This window comes from Mesorhizobium sp. M0960 (assembly GCF_040319055.1).
In the GTDB taxonomy this organism is placed as follows: domain Bacteria; phylum Pseudomonadota; class Alphaproteobacteria; order Rhizobiales; family Rhizobiaceae; genus Mesorhizobium.
Genome location: NZ_JAMYNN010000002.1, coordinates 295779 through 313656 on the forward strand (window position 1 = coordinate 295779; position 17878 = coordinate 313656).

18 protein-coding genes are annotated in these 17878 nt (G+C 63.4%); 10 read left to right on the forward strand and 8 right to left on the reverse strand.

Going from position 1 to position 17878, the window contains the following annotated elements:
• The first annotated feature begins 16 nt into the window (after nucleotides 1-16).
• The 3 genes from NKH63_RS06495 to NKH63_RS06505 all read left to right on the forward strand — a co-directional run bounded on the left by NKH63_RS06495 (nucleotide 17) and on the right by NKH63_RS06505 (nucleotide 2892).
• Complete coding sequence (locus NKH63_RS06495) at nucleotides 17-1222, forward strand: aminotransferase class V-fold PLP-dependent enzyme (RefSeq protein ID WP_031194547.1); 1206 nt, start codon at nucleotides 17-19, stop codon at nucleotides 1220-1222.
• 99 nt (nucleotides 1223-1321) lie between these two features.
• Nucleotides 1322-1819 (forward strand): 5-(carboxyamino)imidazole ribonucleotide mutase, encoded by a 498-nt coding sequence (gene purE, locus NKH63_RS06500; RefSeq protein ID WP_023720992.1) that lies wholly within the window; start codon nucleotides 1322-1324, stop codon nucleotides 1817-1819.
• The gene (locus NKH63_RS06505; RefSeq protein WP_352917722.1) at nucleotides 1816-2892 is read left to right on the forward strand and encodes a 5-(carboxyamino)imidazole ribonucleotide synthase; all 1077 of its coding nucleotides are present in this window, start codon (nucleotides 1816-1818) and stop codon (nucleotides 2890-2892) included. The genes purE and NKH63_RS06505 overlap by 4 nt, the downstream gene beginning before the upstream one ends.
• Before the next feature lie 70 nt (nucleotides 2893-2962).
• On the opposite strand, the gene NKH63_RS06510 is transcribed toward NKH63_RS06505, so the two are convergent.
• Nucleotides 2963-3385 carry a lysozyme inhibitor LprI family protein gene (locus NKH63_RS06510; RefSeq protein WP_023720994.1) on the reverse strand — a complete coding sequence of 141 codons (423 nt, stop codon included), beginning with the start codon at nucleotides 3383-3385 and terminating at the stop codon, nucleotides 2963-2965.
• A gap of 236 nt (nucleotides 3386-3621) precedes the next feature.
• Between NKH63_RS06510 and ykgO the strand changes: the two genes are divergently transcribed.
• Entirely contained in the window at nucleotides 3622-3747 is a 126-nt protein-coding gene (gene ykgO, locus NKH63_RS06515; protein WP_006327841.1) for a type B 50S ribosomal protein L36, read from the forward strand.
• 95 nt (nucleotides 3748-3842) lie between these two features.
• Nucleotides 3843-4442, forward strand: coding sequence for a tetratricopeptide repeat protein (locus NKH63_RS06520; protein WP_023720995.1), 600 nt, complete (start codon nucleotides 3843-3845; stop codon nucleotides 4440-4442).
• A 67-nt stretch (nucleotides 4443-4509) separates the two neighbouring features.
• Here NKH63_RS06520 and NKH63_RS06525 read toward each other — a convergent pair whose 3' ends face one another.
• From NKH63_RS06525 to NKH63_RS06535, 3 genes are all read right to left on the reverse strand, one after another.
• Nucleotides 4510-5592, reverse strand: a complete 1083-nt coding sequence (locus tag NKH63_RS06525) for an NAD(P)H-dependent flavin oxidoreductase (RefSeq protein ID WP_352917723.1) — start codon at nucleotides 5590-5592, stop codon at nucleotides 4510-4512.
• Between the two features lie 215 nt (nucleotides 5593-5807).
• Complete coding sequence (pyk, locus tag NKH63_RS06530) at nucleotides 5808-7238, reverse strand: pyruvate kinase (RefSeq protein WP_352494178.1); 1431 nt, start codon at nucleotides 7236-7238, stop codon at nucleotides 5808-5810.
• A complete protein-coding gene (locus NKH63_RS06535) occupies nucleotides 7235-7681 on the reverse strand; it encodes a DUF1036 domain-containing protein (protein ID WP_245278666.1) in 447 nt (148 codons plus the stop codon). Before NKH63_RS06535 ends, pyk begins: the two co-directional genes overlap by 4 nt.
• A gap of 286 nt (nucleotides 7682-7967) precedes the next feature.
• Between NKH63_RS06535 and NKH63_RS06540 the strand changes: the two genes are divergently transcribed.
• From NKH63_RS06540 to NKH63_RS06555, 4 genes are all read left to right on the forward strand, one after another.
• Complete coding sequence (locus tag NKH63_RS06540) at nucleotides 7968-8765, forward strand: N-formylglutamate amidohydrolase (protein ID WP_352917724.1); 798 nt, start codon at nucleotides 7968-7970, stop codon at nucleotides 8763-8765.
• Between the two features lie 25 nt (nucleotides 8766-8790).
• Nucleotides 8791-9099 (forward strand): DUF1244 domain-containing protein, encoded by a 309-nt coding sequence (locus NKH63_RS06545; protein ID WP_352917725.1) that lies wholly within the window; start codon nucleotides 8791-8793, stop codon nucleotides 9097-9099.
• Nucleotides 9100-9264: 165 nt separating this feature from the next.
• Entirely contained in the window at nucleotides 9265-9726 is a 462-nt protein-coding gene (locus NKH63_RS06550) for a cupin domain-containing protein (protein ID WP_352480892.1), read from the forward strand.
• Nucleotides 9727-9895: 169 nt separating this feature from the next.
• Nucleotides 9896-11077: an MFS transporter gene (locus NKH63_RS06555; RefSeq protein WP_352917726.1), complete on the forward strand. Its 1182-nt coding sequence runs from the start codon at nucleotides 9896-9898 to the stop codon at nucleotides 11075-11077.
• Here NKH63_RS06555 and NKH63_RS06560 read toward each other — a convergent pair.
• Complete coding sequence (locus NKH63_RS06560; RefSeq protein WP_352861286.1) at nucleotides 11035-11946, reverse strand: LysR family transcriptional regulator; 912 nt, start codon at nucleotides 11944-11946, stop codon at nucleotides 11035-11037. The genes NKH63_RS06555 and NKH63_RS06560 overlap by 43 nt on opposite strands.
• Before the next feature lie 94 nt (nucleotides 11947-12040).
• On the opposite strand from NKH63_RS06560, the gene NKH63_RS06565 reads away from it, so the two are divergent.
• A complete protein-coding gene (locus tag NKH63_RS06565) occupies nucleotides 12041-13018 on the forward strand; it encodes an SDR family oxidoreductase (RefSeq protein WP_352917727.1) in 978 nt (325 codons plus the stop codon).
• 37 nt (nucleotides 13019-13055) lie between these two features.
• Here NKH63_RS06565 and NKH63_RS06570 read toward each other — a convergent pair whose 3' ends face one another.
• The 3 genes from NKH63_RS06570 to NKH63_RS06580 form a co-directional block, all read right to left on the reverse strand.
• A complete protein-coding gene (locus NKH63_RS06570; protein ID WP_023678456.1) occupies nucleotides 13056-13214 on the reverse strand; it encodes a DUF3309 family protein in 159 nt (52 codons plus the stop codon).
• Between the two features lie 99 nt (nucleotides 13215-13313).
• Nucleotides 13314-16490 (reverse strand): efflux RND transporter permease subunit, encoded by a 3177-nt coding sequence (locus NKH63_RS06575; RefSeq protein ID WP_352917728.1) that lies wholly within the window; start codon nucleotides 16488-16490, stop codon nucleotides 13314-13316.
• A gap of 2 nt (nucleotides 16491-16492) precedes the next feature.
• Nucleotides 16493-17704, reverse strand: a complete 1212-nt coding sequence (locus NKH63_RS06580) for an efflux RND transporter periplasmic adaptor subunit (protein WP_352917729.1) — start codon at nucleotides 17702-17704, stop codon at nucleotides 16493-16495.
• Nucleotides 17705-17878: the final 174 nt, after the last annotated feature.

Genomic DNA, 17878 nt, shown 5'->3' on the forward strand with positions numbered 1-17878 from the left:
AACAGGATCTACAGAGATGACGACCTATTCCGCTGACCGTTCCAATACGACAATCCGCGAACGGCTCGGCCTTCGCCCGATCATTAATGTTTCCGGAACGATGACGGCGCTCGGCGCTTCGATCATCGTGCCGGAAGCGATTGCCGCAATGTCGGAAATCGCCTCGCAATGGGTCGAGATGGACGATCTGCAGCGCGCCGCAAGCACGGTGATTGCACGCCTCACCGGCGGCGAGGCCGGCTTTATCACCGCATGCTGCGCCAGCGGCATAACCATGGCGATTGCCGGCGCGATGACCGGAACCAGCCTTCTTGCGATCGAGCGGCTGCCGGACGACACCGAGGGCCTCAAATCGGAGGTCATCGTCCAGCTTGGCCACATCGTCAATTATGGCGCGCCGATCGACCAGTCGATCCGGCTTGCCGGAGCCAAGGCAGTGCCCGCCGGCACGGTCAGCGTTACGCAGGACTATCATGTAGGCGAGGCGATCCAGGACCGGACGGCGGCAGCCCTCTACGTCGTCGCGCACCACACCGTGCAATACGGCATGCTCTCGCTCGAAGAGTTCTGCGAGATCTGCCACGCCAAGGGCGTGCCGGTGATCGTCGACGCCGCCTCGGAATACGATTTGCGCGGCTTTCTGGCGCGCGGCGCCGACATTGTCGTCTATAGCGGGCACAAATTTCTCTCAGGGCCGACAAGCGGCATCGTTGCCGGCCGCAAGGATCTGGTGCGGGCCGCCTATCTCCAGAACCGCGGCGTTGCGCGCGCCATGAAGGTCGGCAAGGAGAGCATTGCCGGCACCATGGCGGCCCTGGAAGCCTGGGAACGGCGCGACCATGCCGGCATCCGCCAGCGGGAAGAAGCCGCACTGCATCTGTGGCAAACCGCATTGCAGGGCCTGCCCGGCATCGCAGCAAACATCATTCCCGATCCGACCGGAAATCCTCTCGAGCGCCTGCAGGTGTTTGTTGCGCCCGAAAGCCGGTTCACCGCCGCCGGGCTGGCCTCGGCACTGGCGGCGGGTTCGCCCCCCATTATCGTTCGCAACCACGAGGTCGAGCGCGGCCACTTCTTCCTTGATCCGTGCAATCTGCACCCCGGCGAGGCGGAGATCGTCGCCGAGCGCCTGCGGGCGGTGTTGAGCGCTGCTGAGCGGCCCGCGGATGCGATGAAGTCCGCTCGCAAGCAGTCTGCCGGGGCTTTGCGCTGGCCGGATTAGGTAGCGATGGCGCCATTCGCCCGAGTGCGGGACGCTCCTATCCTTGCGGCTCCCCTCGATTTCCGCTAATGCGCGCGTTTGCCGCCGGGGAGCAGAAGCTTGGACAATCACCGCGCCGACGTCGCCATCATCATGGGCAGCCAGTCCGACTGGGCGACGATGCGCCACGCCGCCGAAACGCTTGAGGCGCTTGGCATTCCGCACAAGCGGCTGATCGTCTCGGCCCACCGCACTCCCGACCGGCTCTATGACTTCGCCAAGGGCGCCAAGGGCGCCGGCTACAAGGTGATCATCGCCGGTGCCGGCGGTGCGGCGCATCTGCCGGGCATGACGGCAGCGATGACGCCACTGCCGGTGTTCGGCGTGCCGGTGGAATCGAAGACGCTGTCCGGCCAGGATTCGCTGCTTTCGATCGTGCAGATGCCGGCCGGCATTCCGGTCGGCACTTTGGCCATCGGCAAGGCCGGCGCTGCCAACGCCGCCCTTCTGGCCGCCGCGGTGCTGGCGCTGAGCGACGAAAAGCTTGCCGCCCGGCTGGACAGCTGGCGCGCCGCGCAGACCGCCAAGGTGGCCGCCGAGCCGACGGACACGCCGTGAGCCGGCCCGCCGGATCGACCATCGGCATCATTGGCGGCGGCCAGCTCGGCCGCATGCTGGCGATGGCCGCGGCCCGCCTCGGCTACCGCATCGTCGTGCTGGAGCCGCAGCCGGACTGCCCGGCGGCACAGGTCGCCAACCGGCAGATCGTCGCCGCCTATGACGACGCGGCCGCGCTCGGCGAGTTGGCTGCGGCCAGTGCCGTCGTTACTTACGAATTCGAGAACGTTCCGGTTGCGGCCGCCGCGGCACTTGCCACCACGGTCCCGGTCTATCCGCCGGCACGCGCACTGGAAGTGGCTCAGGACCGGCTGGCGGAAAAGAAATTCCTCAACGGCATCGGCATACCGACCGCGGATTTCAGCCCCGTCGACAATGACGAGGAACTGACGGCCGCGCTGAAAAAGTTCAACGGCGGCGGCATATTGAAGACGCGCCGGATGGGCTATGACGGCAAGGGCCAGCGTGTCTTCCGCAACATGGAAACAGGCGGCTTTGCCGGCACTTGCGAGGCGATGGGCAACGTGCCGTTGATCCTGGAATCATTCGTCGCCTTCGAGCGCGAGATTTCGGTGATCGCCGCGCGCGGCATCGACGGTTCGCTCGCCGCCTACGATCCGGCCTGGAATGTCCATCGCAACGGTATTCTTCACAGTTCGACGCTGCCGGCCGGGGTGAAGTCCGACACGGCGGCTGCGGCTCAAACGGCGGCGGCCGAGATACTTGCAGCGCTCGACTATGTCGGCGTCATCGGCGTCGAATTCTTTGTCCTGGCCGACGGTTCGCTGCTGGCCAACGAGATTGCGCCGCGCGTCCACAATTCCGGTCACTGGACGGAGGCCGCCTGCACCATCTCGCAATTCGAGCAGCACATCCGCGCCGTCGCCGGCCTGCCGCTGGGAAATCCCGCACGGCAGTTCGACTGCGTCATGGAAAACCTGATCGGCGACGACATCCGGCGCGTTCCTGAACTTCTCGCCGAGCCCGATCTGATGCTGCACCTCTATGGCAAGGCCGAGGCGCGGCCCGGCCGCAAGATGGGCCATTTCACGCGCGTGAGCCGCCGCAGCTAGAGCATGATCCCGAAAAGTGGAATCCGGTTTTCGGGAACGATCATGCTCAAACAAAAGTTAGAACCTACGCTTACTGGATGTCGCCGCTCTCGTCCTCGTCGGGGCTGGCGCAGCTCACATCGCCTTCCGCGCAGGTCGAATCGGCGGTGAGCTGTTTGGTGCGGTCGTCGGTCAGCCGCGTCAGGCATTCCGATATCAGCATCGGATAGATCGAGCCGCCTTCGCTGTCCGCGGCGGAATAGCTGCATTCCGCGTCGCGAAAGGCGATCCACGCGCGCTGCGCCGTCTGCAACAGCTTCCTGGCTTTTGCATCGCTTGCGCTGATGAGCTCCTGGTAGGCCTTGTTGAGTTTGGCGTCGGCGGATTTGTAGTCCGCGTCGGCGCAGATGTTCATCATCTGCTGGCTGTCGTCGTTGCGGTCGCATTCCTGCGCATGGGCAACAGAACCTGCCGCAAGGACGGCAAGACAGGCGGACACAAGAATTCGGCGCATGATGATCTCCAATTCGCAACCGCATCATTCCAGCCGTCTCAAGCCCGCGCAATGCCGCAAGGCGCCGTTGGCGGGTATTTCGATGATACGAAACGGTCCGTATCGTTTAGGCAACGCGCTTGCGGTTGACACGGGCAAGGCTCCTCGTCTATGAGCCACGCACAGTTCAAAGGCGCGTCTGTGGGCGCGCCTTAATAGTTCGGCCCGGGACCGGGCCCAGACCGACGGGCAAGACCATGAAGATCAAGAATTCGCTCAAGGCGTTGAAGGCGCGTCACCGCGACAACCAGCTGGTTCGTCGCAAGGGCCGCGTCTACATCATCAACAAGACCGCTCCGCGCTACAAGGCGCGCCAGGGTTGAGTTTTTGACCGGAGGCTGCGTGCCTCCGTGCGCATGATACGCCTCTCACGCTAAATTCAGTTTGACGATCCGGCGTCGGGGGCTAGATTCCCGCGATGCGGATTCTTTTTGCATTTTTCACGGCTTTCTTCGTTTCCAGCGCTGTCTCGCTGCCGGCGTGGGCTGAAGATCCGACAGCAAATCGGCCGACAGCACCTCCGGTTGTGATGACGAAACAGGCGCGGCTCGATCAGCTGTTTGCCGATCTCAAGCGCGAACGCAACGAAAAGGCGGCCGAGCGCATCGCCGGGCGCATCGGCAGCGAGTGGTCCCAGTCGGGCAGTGCCTCGATCGACCTGATGATGCAATGGTCGCAAAAGGCGACTGAAAACCAGAAATTCGATGTTGCGCTCGATTTCCTCGATCAGGTGGTAACCCTGCAGCCGACCTATGCGGAAGGCTGGAACCGGCGCGCCACGGTTCATTTCATGATGAAGAACTACGGGAAGTCGATGTCGGACATCGACCGTACCCTGCAGCTCGAACCACGCCATTTCGGCGCGCTTTCCGGCCTGGCCCAGATCATGGCCGAAACCGGCCACAAGCAGTCGGCGCTCGAGGCCTGGCAGCGCGTTCTCGGCATCTATCCGATGATGCGCAGCGCCCAGGACCAGGTCGCCGCACTTTCCGAAGAGCTTGCCGGCGAAGGCATTTGAGACCAGTAAGGGAATAGGGGAGTAAGGCAGTATGTGAGTGGTGTAGATGCACTCCGGAACACATCCCCTACTCCCCTACTCCCCTATCGGCCCGATCTATGCCGCTTGCTTCCGTGACGAGTTTCTCCACAAGGGCGGCGGCCGGCATCTCCCGCAGCTTCGCAACGCCCTGCCCGGCCCAAATAGGCAAGAAGTCAGCCCGCTTGCTTTCATCCTTTGCCATTGAAAGCGGCATGACCAGACTCGCCTGTAGCGGAAACGCCAGCGCAGCATCTTCCTCACCAGCCATTTCCATCACAAACCGGTTGCGCACCACGCGCGCTGGGCGGCCAGTGAAGCAGCGAGTCACCGACGTGCTCTCGTCGTTGGCCGAGCGCAATGCTACGCGATAGACTGGCTGCACATTGGCTTCAGGACAGGCCAGGAAAGCCGTGCCGATCTGCACACCAGATGCACCAAGTGCAAAGCTGGCAGCAATGCCGCGACCGTCGAAGATACCGCCGGCAGCAATTACAGGCACCCGCACGGCATCAACAATCTGTGGTAAGAGGGCCATAGTGCCGGCTGTGCCGATAGCAGGGTCGCCAGTGAATGTGCCGCGATGCCCACCCGCCTCGTATCCCTGCGCGATAATGGCGTCCACCCCTCCTGCCTCAAGCTGGCGCGCTTCCGAGACGGTGGTAGCCGAACACAGGACAATACAGCCGCCGGCTTTCAACTGCTGCACAATTGCGGTGTCGGGTAGGCCGAAGTGGAAGCTGACCACCTTCGGGCGAAGCTCGAGCACAATTTCGAGACGCTCACGATCGAAGGTGGGGAAGGGTTCGCCCGGCTCGGGCACCGGTCCGAGGCCGACCTCCTCATAGCAGCCGCGAAGGCGGTCTCGCATACTTTGAGCTGCCGCATCATCGCGTGCCGGCGCCGGGTGCGCAAAGAAGTTGACGTTGATCGGACGATTGGTGGCGTGCTGTGTCGCCGTGAGCTGCTCGCGGATAGCCGCCGCAGGCAGAATGCCGCATCCGAGCGAGCCAAGCGCCCCGGCATTGCTGACTGCCGCCGCGAGTTCCGGCGTGGTGATGCCGCTCATCGGCGCCTGGATTATCGGGTGTTCAATGCCGAGGAGTTCCAGAAGATCAGTGCGCATCCACATTGGATCACCCTCCTCTTTCTCCCAGGAGAGATTACCTTAACTGACTTCCAGCTCAAGTCGGATAGGGCCTTCGAACCGCTTCACGGCCGGCCACAGGCTGATGCAAGCTGGCGGAGTTCGGCGTCGATCCTAACCCGACTGCGGTCGATGCGCCGGGCTGGCGCCGTGTTTACGACGCGCCATGCAGCCGGCCCATCCGGCAGCCGCAGCCGACATTAGCGGCCGACTTCCGATCCGACATAGGCGATGCGCAGCATGTTGGTCGAGCCCGGCGTCCTCAGCGGCACGCCGGCCGTGATGATGACGCGGTCGCCGGGCTTGCCGAAGCCTTCGTCCAAAGCGATGCGGCAGGCGCGATCGACCATGTCGTCGAGGTCGATGGCATCGGGAGAAACGACGCAATGCGTGCCCCACAGCAGCGACAGCCGCCGCGCCGTGTTGAGGATCGGCGACAGCGCCACGATCGGCACTTGCGGCCGCTCGCGCGCGGCGCGCAAGCCGGTTGTGCCCGACGCGGTATAGGTGATGATCGCCGACAGCTTCAGCGTCTCGGCTATTTCGCGGGCGGCGAGCGAGATGGCGTCGGCTCCGGTCGCTTCCGGTTCCGAGCGCTGCGCGTTGATGATGCCGGCATAGGTCGGGTCGGTTTCGACCTTGGTCGCGATCCGGTTCATCATCGCCACCGCCTCGACCGGATAGGCGCCGGCGGCGGACTCCGCCGAAAGCATTATCGCGTCGGCGCCTTCAAATACGGCGATCGAAACGTCCGACACCTCGGCGCGTGTCGGCACCGGCGCGGTGATCATCGATTCCAGCATCTGCGTGGCGACCACCACCGGCTTGCCGGCACGGCGCGCGGCGCGAGTGATCTGCTTCTGGATGCCAGGCACGGCTTCGAGCGGCATCTCGACGCCGAGATCGCCGCGGGCAACCATCAGCGCATCCGAAAGTTCAATGATCTCGGCCAGCCGGGCGACGGCCTGCGGCTTTTCGATCTTGGCCATGATCAGCGCCCGGCCGCGTGCGATCTTGCGTGCTTCGGCCAGGTCCTCGGGCCGCTGCACGAAGGACAGTGCCACCCAGTCGACGCCGGTCGCCAGAACCGCGTCGAGATCCCGGCGGTCCTTTTCCGTCAGCGCTCCGACCGGCAGGTCGGTGTCGGGCAGGCTGACGCCCTTCTTGTCGGAAATGATCGTGCCGGCGACGACGGTGCAGACGATCGCCTTGCCGTTGCTGCTGACCGCCTTGAGCTCGAGCTTGCCGTCGTCGATCAGCAGGCGATGACCAGCCTCGACCGAACGCAGGATTTCGGGATGCGGCAGGTAGACCCTCGTCGAATTGCCGGGTTCGGGATTGTCGTCGAGCGTGAAGGTCTGACCGACGGTCAGCACCTCTTTGCCGTTGGCGAACTTGCCGACGCGCAGCTTTGGCCCTTGCAGGTCTGCGAGAACGCCGATCGGCCGGCCGACCGCCTCCTCGACGGCACGAATACGGCCGACGAGCGTCCGCATCAATTCATGGTCGGTGTGGCTCATATTGATGCGGAACACGTCGGCGCCGGCTTCGAACAGCTTCTTCAGCATCTCCTCGGACGAGGAGGCCGGACCGATGGTGGCGAGGATCTTGACCTTGCGGCTGCGTCTCATTGACTGTTTGTTCCCGGGGCGGCTGGAGCGCCATCCGTTGCGGGCTCGTCAGTCAGCTGGACCATCCAGCTTGCCTGCTCGCCCGTGTCATATTCCTGGAATCCGGCGCGCTGAAAGCCCCGGGCGACGCAATCGGTAACGCCGGCGATCTTGAACTCTTTTTCGGCCACGCACATGTTGATCGGGCCATCCCAGCGTCCGCCGCGCTCGGCGTCTTCTGCATAAAGATAGTAAAACCTTGATGACAACGGTCCCTCGATCAGCGTCTTGCAGCTCGATCCTTCGATGTGCCACCAGCCTTCGGTGATCCAGCCGGCTTTGGCGCGATAGCCGATGCCGACGCCGACCAGGTTCTGCGTGGCATTGCAGACGCGGAAATCGGCGCGTGCCGGCGAGGCCGAAATCACCACAAAAAGGCCCATGGCCGGTATCAGGAGCGGCATGGCCAAGGCATGGCGCACACGCAGCCTGCCGGCGAAACCCATCCTGAAACCCCTCAAGAACCACATTTGCATCTCTCAACGCCCCTTTTCGGAAAAGTCCGTACGCATGTCAACGCGCCGATCTATCCAATTCCAATCGATTTAGAAGGCTCTGACGCGCTTGCGGTCGCCCCTGCTCAGTTTTTTGGCAGAAACCGTGGCCAAACAACGGCATTGCGCAAGCGTTCTCTTCGTGGAATGACGATACCACCCTCCCCTGAAGCCAGCGAACAGACCTTTCCCACCAATGACCCGATCCACAGTTTTCGCGCCTTTCGACATCGTCGAAGGCGACCGCAAGCGCGGCATGGTGCTTTTGGCCGATCACGCCCGCCGCGACCTGCCGGAGGAGTATGGCAGCCTCGGCCTGCCCGCGGCGGAGTTCGACCGCCACATCGCCTACGACATCGGCGTCGAGACTGTAACCCGCGAACTCGCAAGTCTGCTCGGCGTTCCGGCGGTGCTTGCCAATTTTTCGCGACTGCTGATCGACCCCAATCGCGGCGAGGACGATCCAACGCTGATTCGCCAGCTCTATGACGGCACCGTCATCCCGGGAAATTATCCCATGGCGCCGGAGGAACGCGAAAGACGGCTGGATCGCTTTTACCGCCCCTATCATGACGCCGTCGGGGCCATGATTGCCTCGGTGGCGCAAGCGTCCGCGCAGGCGCCCTTCATCTTTTCGGTGCATTCCTTCACACCGACCATGCAGGGCTTCGTGCGGCCGTGGCATGTCGGCATATTGTGGGACCTCGACGACCGCGTGGCGCGGCCGCTGATCGACATGCTCTCCGAGGACAAGAGCCTCGTCGTCGGGGATAACGAACCCTATGACGGCGCTCTGCGCGGCGATACCATGTTCAGGCACGCTATCGTCAATGGCTTTGCCCATGCGCTTGTCGAGATCCGCCAGGACCTGATCGCCGACCGGAAGGGTGCGCTCGCCTGGGCCGAACGGCTGGCGCCGATCGTTGACGCGATAGATCGACGTGCCGATATACATGCGGTGAAAATATTCGGCTCGCGCACCGGGCCGGCATGATGGAGGCGAAGGAGGCCAACAAGCCATGACCGAACTCAGCGACGAACAAAAGCGCGATTTCGAAGCCGCTGCCTTCCGCCGGCTGGTCGCGCATCTGCGGGGGCGTTCCGATGTGCAGAACATCGACCTGATGAACCTCGCCGGCTTCTGCCGCAACTGCCTGTCCAACTGGTACCGCGATGCGGCGCAAGCCGAGGGTGTCGAACTCAGCAAGGACCAGTCGCGCGAGATCATCTACGGCATGGCCTATGCCGAGTGGCAGGCACTGAACCAGATCGAGGCCTCCGATGCCAAGAAGGCCGAGTTCGAGGCAAGACGCCCCAGGGACCACTAGAGCAATTCCAGGAAAAGTGTGAACGGTTTTCCGTCCGGAATTGCGTCAAGACAAAAGGATGGAACGGTTCGGCGTTTCCGTGAAACGATGAACCGTTCCAGGGTCACAATCCATCGCACTGAACGACCTTCACGAATGGTTTTTGCCCTAAATGGGAGGACTGCCGTGCCTAAGATCGACGTCGCCGACGTACCCGGACGCAAGGGCTCATCCTATCCACCTCCGTTCGATGCACCCTGTGCCGAACGCGTGCGGCAGCGGCTGGGCAACGCCGGCGGGCTCACCGACTTCGGCATCAATCTCATGCGCCTGCCGCCGGGCAACTGGTCGAGCCAGCGCCACTGGCATTCGCACGAAGACGAGTTCGTCTACGTGCTCGAAGGCGAGCTGACGCTCGTCGAAGATGCCGGCGAGACGGTGCTGCGCGCGGGTGATTGCGCGGCCTTTCCGAAAGGCTCCGGCAACGGCCATCACATGATCAACAAATCGGGCGCAGTTGCGATCTATCTCGAAGTTGGTTCGCGTTGGCCCGCCGACGTAACCACCTGCTCCGACATCGACATGATGAGCACCAACGCCGACGGCCGGTTTGTGCACAAGGATGGCGCGCCTTATCCCGAGCCGTAGAGATTTTGGAGTGGACCACCGAGGTGGTTGGCCGACACGAGAGGACTTAGCGTCCACCGGCGCCTTGTGGCGCCGTCTGGTCCAAGCACTTTCGGCGACGAGCGCTTGACTGTGAATTGAATCGATCTAATTTGCCGCGCAAAGCCATTTCCGGACCGGATTCTACCCGATGGACGCGCAGAAAATCACGCAAATCGCGATTCGTGGACGCTGGGCCGTGGCCGGCATCTTCCTCGCCAACGGCTTCCTGACCGGCAGCTGGGCGCCGCAGATCCCGGTGTTCCTGACCCGGCTGGACATCAGCAAATTCACGCTCGGCCTGCTGATCCTGTTGTTCGGCGCCGGCGCCGTCACCGCCATGACCTGGTGCGGCCATCTGATCTCGAAGCATGGCTCGCGCACCGTGCTGCGCTGGTTCGGACTTGCCGGCAGCTTCGGTCTTTTGATGGTGGCTCTGGCCCCCAATGTGCCCCTGGCGGCCATCGCCATGTTCATCTTCGGCGGTTCGATCGGCGGCATGGACGTCGCCATGAATGCCAATGCGGTGGCGGTGGAACGGCGGCTGTCCCGCGCCATCATGTCGTCCTCGCACGGTTTCTGGAGCCTTGGCGGTTTCGCAGGCGGCGCTTTGGGCGGTTTCGCCATCCAGAACTATGGTCATCTCGCGCATGCGACGATGGTGACGGCGCTTGCCTTTGCTGTCATCGCGGTAGCGATCCGCTACCTGATCGCCGAGGACAAGCATCCGGTCGCCGAGCATCACAAATTCGCCCTGCCGGCAAACCCGCTTGTCTATCTGGTCGGGCTGATGGCGCTGCTGACGATGATCTCCGAAGGCGCGGTGCTCGACTGGGCAGCGCTGTATCTCAGGCAGGAGCTCGGCGCCGATCTTGCTATCGCAGGCCTGGCCTATGCCGCCTTTTCCGGCGTCATGGCCGTCATGCGCTTTCTCGGCGATGGCGTCCGCAACCGTTTCGGTGCCGTTACGACGCTGCGCGCGTCGGCGCTTGCCGCTGCAGCCGGCATGCTGGTGGCCGGGCTGGCTCCCTCGCCGTGGCTGGCCATTGCCGCCTTTGCCTTTTGCGGCCTGGGTATTGCCAATATGGTGCCGATCATCTTTTCGGCCGGCGGCAACCAGGAGGGCATGGCGCCCGGCACCGGCATGAGCGTCGTCACCACAATGGGTTACTCAGGCATCCTGGTGGCGCCTTCGGCGATCGGCTTCATCGCCGAACACTCGAGCTTCGGCCCGATCTTCGTCGCTCTCTCTGGGCTACTGATCGTCGTGTTGGTGATGGCTGGCCTCGCTCACCGTGCCGAATTCGCTGCCGAGGCAGCACCGGCTGAATAGCGCTTCAACTCTTCGTAGAGGAAATCCGCCACGCGGCGGATGCGCACGCTGGTACGCACGTCGCGGTGCATGGCCAGCCACACCGGCAGCGTCGGCAGCGGGAGGTCCGGCAGCACGATTTCCACCAGTGCATCGCGCTCGGCCAGCGGCTGCTGGCCAAAGCCGATGCCGTTTCCCGTCCGCACCGCTTCCCAAAGCACGATCTGATTGTCGGTCCTGAAGCGGAAGGCATTGCGGGTGAGCGCGACGCCGAATTGAGCGAAGCCGCGAATGATTTCATCGCTGCGATCGAAGCCGACCAGATCGTGCTCGGCAAGATCGCGGGCCTCGCGCGGACGGCCACGCCGGTCGAGATAGGATTTTGCCGCGCAGGCGCGGAGCGGAATGTCGGTCACCTTGCGCGCGACCAGTTCATTCTGCGCCGGCTTGACCATGCGGATGGCAATGTCGGCGTCGCGACGCAGCAGATTCTCGACCTGGTTCGAAGCGACGATCTCAACCTCGATGCCGGGTTCCTCGACGGCAAGCCGCGCCGTCATCTCGGGTAGCACATAGGCCGCTACCACCTCGCTGGCGGCAATGCGCACCGTGCCCTCGATCGCTTCGACCGATCCCAGGGCCAGCAGCGAAAATGCGCTCGCCTGCTCGCTCACCGCGCGGCCCCGTTCAAAAAGCGTGCTGCCCGCTTCCGTGAGCGCATAGCCGCGCCGCCCGCGCCGGAACAAGGTGACGCCGAGCGCCTGCTCCAGCTCGGCGATGTGGCGGCCGAGTGTCGGCTGGCTTGCGGCAAGCTTTCGCGCGGCGGCCGACAGGCTCCCGGTCTCCGCCACCGTGACGAAACTCTTGATCAGGTTCCAGTCGATATCCATTCAAAATTGAATATCAGATCGCCAGCTTTAGTCAATTTTCATTCGTTAGCGAACAGATCACATCGGCGTCGTAACGCAAACACGGAGACGAACAATGACCAAGATCGCAATTCTCGGCGCCAATGGCCGGCTCGGCCGCGCGGTGGCCAAGGCCTTCATCGATGCTGGCTACCACGTCCGCGCTGTCACCCGCAGCGGCAAGGTGCCGGCGGAGCTCGAAGGCGCCACGGCGATCGCCGGCGATGCGCTCGACCGCGAGGCGCTGATCCGCGCCACCGACGGCATTGATATCATTTTCAACGGCCTGAGCCCGCTCTACACCGACTGGAGCAAGTGCCTGCCGATGGCGGAGAACGTCATGGCCGCCTGCTGGGCGAACGGCGCGCTGCATCTCTTCCCGGGCACCGTTTACAACTACGGCTCGCCGATACCGGCGGTGATCACCGAAGACACGCCGTTTCACCTGACGACGGAAAAGGGCCGCATCCGCGTTGCCATGGAAGACCTGTTTCGCCGCGAGGCCGACGCGGGTCGGGTGCGCACCATCCTGCTGCGCGCCGGTGACTTCTTCGGCGGCACCGGCAGCGGATCGTGGTTCGATCTGGTCGTTGCCGCCAAGATGACCAAGGGCGTCTATACCGCCCCAGGGCCGGTCGATCTCGTGCATGAATGGGCCTATCTGCCCGACCTGGCCAAGGCTTTCGTCGGACTGGCCGACAATCTCGACAAGCTCGGCTCCTACGAGGCGCTGAACTTTCCCGGCCATGCGGTGACCGATCTGGAGATCAAGGCGGCCGCTGAGAAGGCGCTCGGGCGCACGTTGAAACTGACGTCGATGCCGTGGTGGGTGCTGCGTGCCGGCAGCCCATTTGTGGCGATGTGGCGCGAGATCGTTTCGATGTCCTATCTCCGCTTCGAGCCGCACCGGCTGGTTTCAGGCAGGCTTGAAGGCATTATCGGTGCGATCCCCCACACGCCGCTGGAAAATGCAGTGTCGGAAGCGCTTGAAGACATCGGTATCGCCACGGTGAAGGCAGCGCAGAAGCAATCTGAAAAAAGGCGGATGGCCTGACGGTCATCCGCCGCTTGTCGGGGACCAATGATTGCGGTCAGATCCGGCCCATCAACAGCAGCACCAGGACAACGATCAGGATGACGCCGACGATGCCGGATGGTCCGTAACCCCAGGACCGCGAATGCGGCCACGCCGGAACCGCGCCAATCAGGATAAGAATAAGGATAATGATGAGAATGGTGCTTATCGTCATCAGAAAATCCTCGCTTTGAGGTTGCAATGACGGAACAATGCAGAAGGCCGCCCATTGTTCCCGGGCGGCCTTTGCTTGATCAGAACGGCGATTCAGCCTCTATTCGGCGGCCTTCGGGAAGGCGATCGCCGGTTCGGCGCCCAGATCGGCCTCCAGGCCTTCCGACGAGATCTCGGCCTTGCCGCGCCCCAACACGCGACTGAACCAGCCCCGACGCGCACCGGGTTTTACCTTGGCGCGGGTGAACACCATCAGCATTGACGGCGTCACCACCAGGGTCAGCACGGTGGCGAAGGACAGGCCGAAGACGATCGCCGACGACAGCGAAATCCACCATTGCGTCGACGGCGCGTTGATCGTCGTCTCGTGATGGAAGATTTCGAGGCCGAGGCCGAAAGCGATCGGCAGCACGCCGAGGATCGCCGACACCGCCGTCAGCACCACCGGGCGGGCACGTTCGCGGCAGGTCTGCAGAACGGCTTCGTATTTGTCCCAGCCCTCTTCGCGCAACCGGTCGTAGGTGTCGATCAGCACGATGTTGTTGTTCACCACCACGCCGGCCAGCGCGATGACACCGATGCCCGACATGACGATGCCGAATGCCTCTCCCGTCAGCAGCAGCCCTAGGAACACGCCGATCGTCGCCATGACCACGCAGGACAGCACCAGCCAGACGCTGGTGAACTTGTTGAACTGCGCCAGAAGCACGATGAAGATCAGGAAGATCGCGGCACCGAAGGCTTTGCTGAGGAAGGCCCCGGCCTCCGCGCTGTCCTCATTGGAACCGGCAAGCTTCCAGCGAATGCCGCTGCCGAGGTTCATGTCGGCGACAGCTTTGGTGACCTCCTGCTGGACGGCAGCCACCTGGGCGCCGGCAGCGACGTTGGCCTGGACGACCACCGTTCGCGCGCCGTCGATGCGATTGAGGATACCGACCGTCGGCTCCGGCTTGCGTACGACGAAGTTCGAGATCGGCACCGAGCCTTGCGCGGTCTGAACCCTGAGTTCGTCGAGCGTCGACAGCGTGCGCCGATCCTCGGGCAGGCGCAGTCTGATGTCGACTGCATCGTCGGCGCCGGCGGGGCGGTACTCGCTGAGCTTCAGCCCGTTGGTCACCAGTTGCACGACCGTTCCGACCGCGGTCGGACTGATGCCGTACTGCGCCGCCTTGGCGCGATCGACCTCGAGCGCCCAATCGACGCCGGGCGGCGCCAGGCCATCGGAAATATCGATGACGCCGGGCACCTTGGCAATGCGCGTGGCGACGGCGCGGGCCTTGTCGTCAAGACCCTTCGGGTCGACGGCCGAAAGCCTGATCTGGATCGGCTTGCCGGTGGGCGGGCCGGCTTCCGGCACGCGAACCTCGACGTCGACACCGGGAATGCCGGCCATCACGCCGCGCAACTCGTCCAGGATTGAGTTCGCCGATTTGCGCTCGCGCCAGTCGACGAATTCATACTGGATCACGCCGACCACGTCTTCCGGAACGTCCTGGCCGCCGCCCTGCGTCTTGCCGACACGGGTATAGACAGACTTCACGCCCGGCCAGCCGAGCAGCCGATTTTCCGCCGTCTTGGTGGCCGCGTCCATTTCGGCAAGCGAAAGATTGCCGCGGGCGTGGACATAGAGCAGGCCGTAGTCAGGCTCGACATTCGGGAAGAATTCGACGCCGGCGCCGAATTTCGAATAGGCGTAGCCCACGCCAAACAACAGCGCGACGGTAAGGACAAGCACGGTGATGGGATAATGCACCGCCTGCTTGACCACGGCCATGTACCAGCCGTCGCGATTGTCGTCGGGGTGATGAGCCGGCGCCTTGGCAAATATGGCGCCCAGCGTCGGCGCGAAGACCAGCGCATAGAGCATCGAGGCCGAGAGCGTCACGATCAACGTGATCGGCATGTATTTCATGAAATCGCCGATGATGCCCGGCCAGAACAACAGCGGCGAGAAGGCGGCAATGCGCGTCATCGTCGCGGCGATGACCGGGCCGGCCATGCGCTTGGCCGCAAGCGCGAACGCCTGTTCCTTCGGCATGCCCTCGCTCATGCGTCGCTCGGCGAATTCGGTGACGATGATAGCGTCGTCGACCAGCATGCCGACCGCCAGGATGAGGCTGAACAGCACGATCATGTTGATCGTGTAGCCCATCATCGCCAGCAACAGGATGCCGATCAGGAAGGATGAGGGGATGGCCAATCCGATCAGTAGCGAGGCACGGCCAGACAGCGCGTAGAGAATGACGATGAACACCAGGATGACGGCGATCATCACGTGGTTCTGAAGGTCGCCGAGCAACTGGTTCACGAAGACGGACTTGTCTTGCGTGTAGGTGACGTGCATGCCCTCCGGCATCGTCTTGATGAAGGCGTCGGACACCTCCCTGACCTTGCCAATCGTATCGATCAGGTTGGAGCCGATGCGCTTCTTCACCTCGATGGCAATCGCCGGCTTGCCGTCCAGGCGGGTAACCGTCTCGGCGTCCTTGAAGGTCGAGCGGATGGTGGCGATATCCTTGGCCTGCACCACCGCGTTGGGGCCGGCGACGACCGGAAGCGCCGCCACATCTTCTGGTGTCTCGATAAGCGAGGGCACCTTGACTGCGTATTTGCCCTCGGATCCTTCGATGTTGCCGGCGGCGACAAGACTGTTGGAAGCGCCGACCGCACCGATCAACTGGTCGAGCTGCAGCCCGTAGGACGAAAGTTTCATCGGATCGATGACCACTTCGACGAGGTCGTCGCGCGCACCCTGCAATGAGCCCTCGAGCACGCCAGGCACTTCCTCGATGCGGTCGCGCAGCTCGCGCGCCGCCGCCGTCAGCACGCGCTCGGGCACCTCGCCCGACAGCGTCACGACCAGGACGGGGAACTCGGAGATGTTGACCTCGGAGACCACGGGCTCCTCAGCCGCTTGCGGCAGGTCGGCCTTGCCGTCCTGCACCTTGCTGCGCGTGTCCTGCAGCGCAGTGGCGAGATCCGTCTGTGGCTGGAATTCGACCAGCACATAACCGCCGCCCTGGAAGGCGGCCGAGCGCATCTCCTTGAGGCCCTTCAGGCTCTTCAGCTTGGCTTCCATCGGCCGCAGCAGGAGGCGTTCGGAGTCTTCCGGCGAGATGCCCTGATAGATCATGCTGACATACATCATCGGAATCGGAACGTCGGGTTCCGCTTCCTTCGGCGTCGACTGGTAGGCGACCGCACCGGCAAGGATGAGAAAGACCAGGACCGCAATGGTCAGCCGGGCATTGCTGATTGCAAGTTTGACGATGTCCATGATTACTGCGTCCCGGTCGTCGCTTCGCCCAACAGCTTTTGAATGGTCGCCTGGTCGGCCTCGACCGGCTTGACCACTTCGCCTTCCTTCACCAGCTCCTGGCCAGCGACGATGATGCGGGCGTCGGCCGGAATGCCGCCGAGCACCAGGCCGGTCGGCGTGTCGTCGACCAGGTCGATCGGGAAGAACACGACCTTGTCATCCTTGTCGACGGCGCGGATGCCGAGGTCGCCCTTGTCGCCGAGCGTCACCACCGATCGCGGCAGCATCACGGCGTCGGTCGGCTGGGCGCTGAGCGCAATTTCTGCCGTCATGCCGGCCGGTACGGACCCATCGGCATTGGGGATAGCGACTTCAACCCGGAAGGTACGGGTTGCCGAAGATGCATCCCGGCTGATGTAGCGCACCGTACCCTTGACGGTCTGGCCACTGACCAGGCGCACATTGGCTTCGTCACCGATCTTCAGATAGCCGAGATCGCGCTCGCTGACTTCGCCGCGGGCGATCACCGGATCGAGCTTCAGAATGGTCGCCACCTCGCCGCCCTGCATGACGGAACTGCCAAGCTCCACCGGGACCCGGTCGATGACACCGTCGAAGGGCGCCTTCACCTCGTTGCGGTCGAGTTCGGCTTGCGCGGCGTCCAGTTGCGACTTGGCCAGCGTCAGGTTGGAACGGGCCGTATCGAGCTGCAGCGTCGGCAGATTGCCGGTTTTCATCAACCGCAGGGCCGCAGCCAGCTCGGCCTCACGTTGCACGACAAGCTGCTTGGCGTTGTCGACCGCCGAGATTTTTTCCTCGGCGGCAAGCATCAGGATCAGGTCGCCGGTCTTGACGTGCTGACCCTGCTTGACCGGCAGCTTGTCGATGACGCCGGCGACGCGTGTCGCCAGGACCGCGCGCTTGTCGGCTTCGGTCAGTCCGGAAATGCGGATAGCGCGCGCATAGATGCGCCGCGGCGGGGTTATGATCGCGACCGTCCGCAAGGCCGCTTTGGGCTGTTCTGCCTCGGCAGTCCCCGGCTTGGCAGCCCCCTGTTCGCCAGTTTGGAGCTTGCCTGAGTCGGCGGCCTTGGGCTGCTCGACCTCTCCTGCCTTGGGCTTGTTGTCGGCGGACGCGCTGCCGACGGACGAGAATTCGCCTGTCGCCATCCAGCCGGCGAACCCGATGAGCACAACAATGGCTGCAAGCTTGTGAAACCTGAATTTCGGCATCGTCATTTTTTCCAGTGCGCGGGGTTCGGCCAGGCCGCATCTTCTACTTGGGGCGCGTCGCCGATATGGGTGCGCGCGAGGCCGTATTCAAATTGCCGTGATCGGCGAAGCGCGCTTCTACCTTAAAGTTGCGTCGCAATATAGTCAGAAAAGTTAATGGATTGTTGCTTTGTC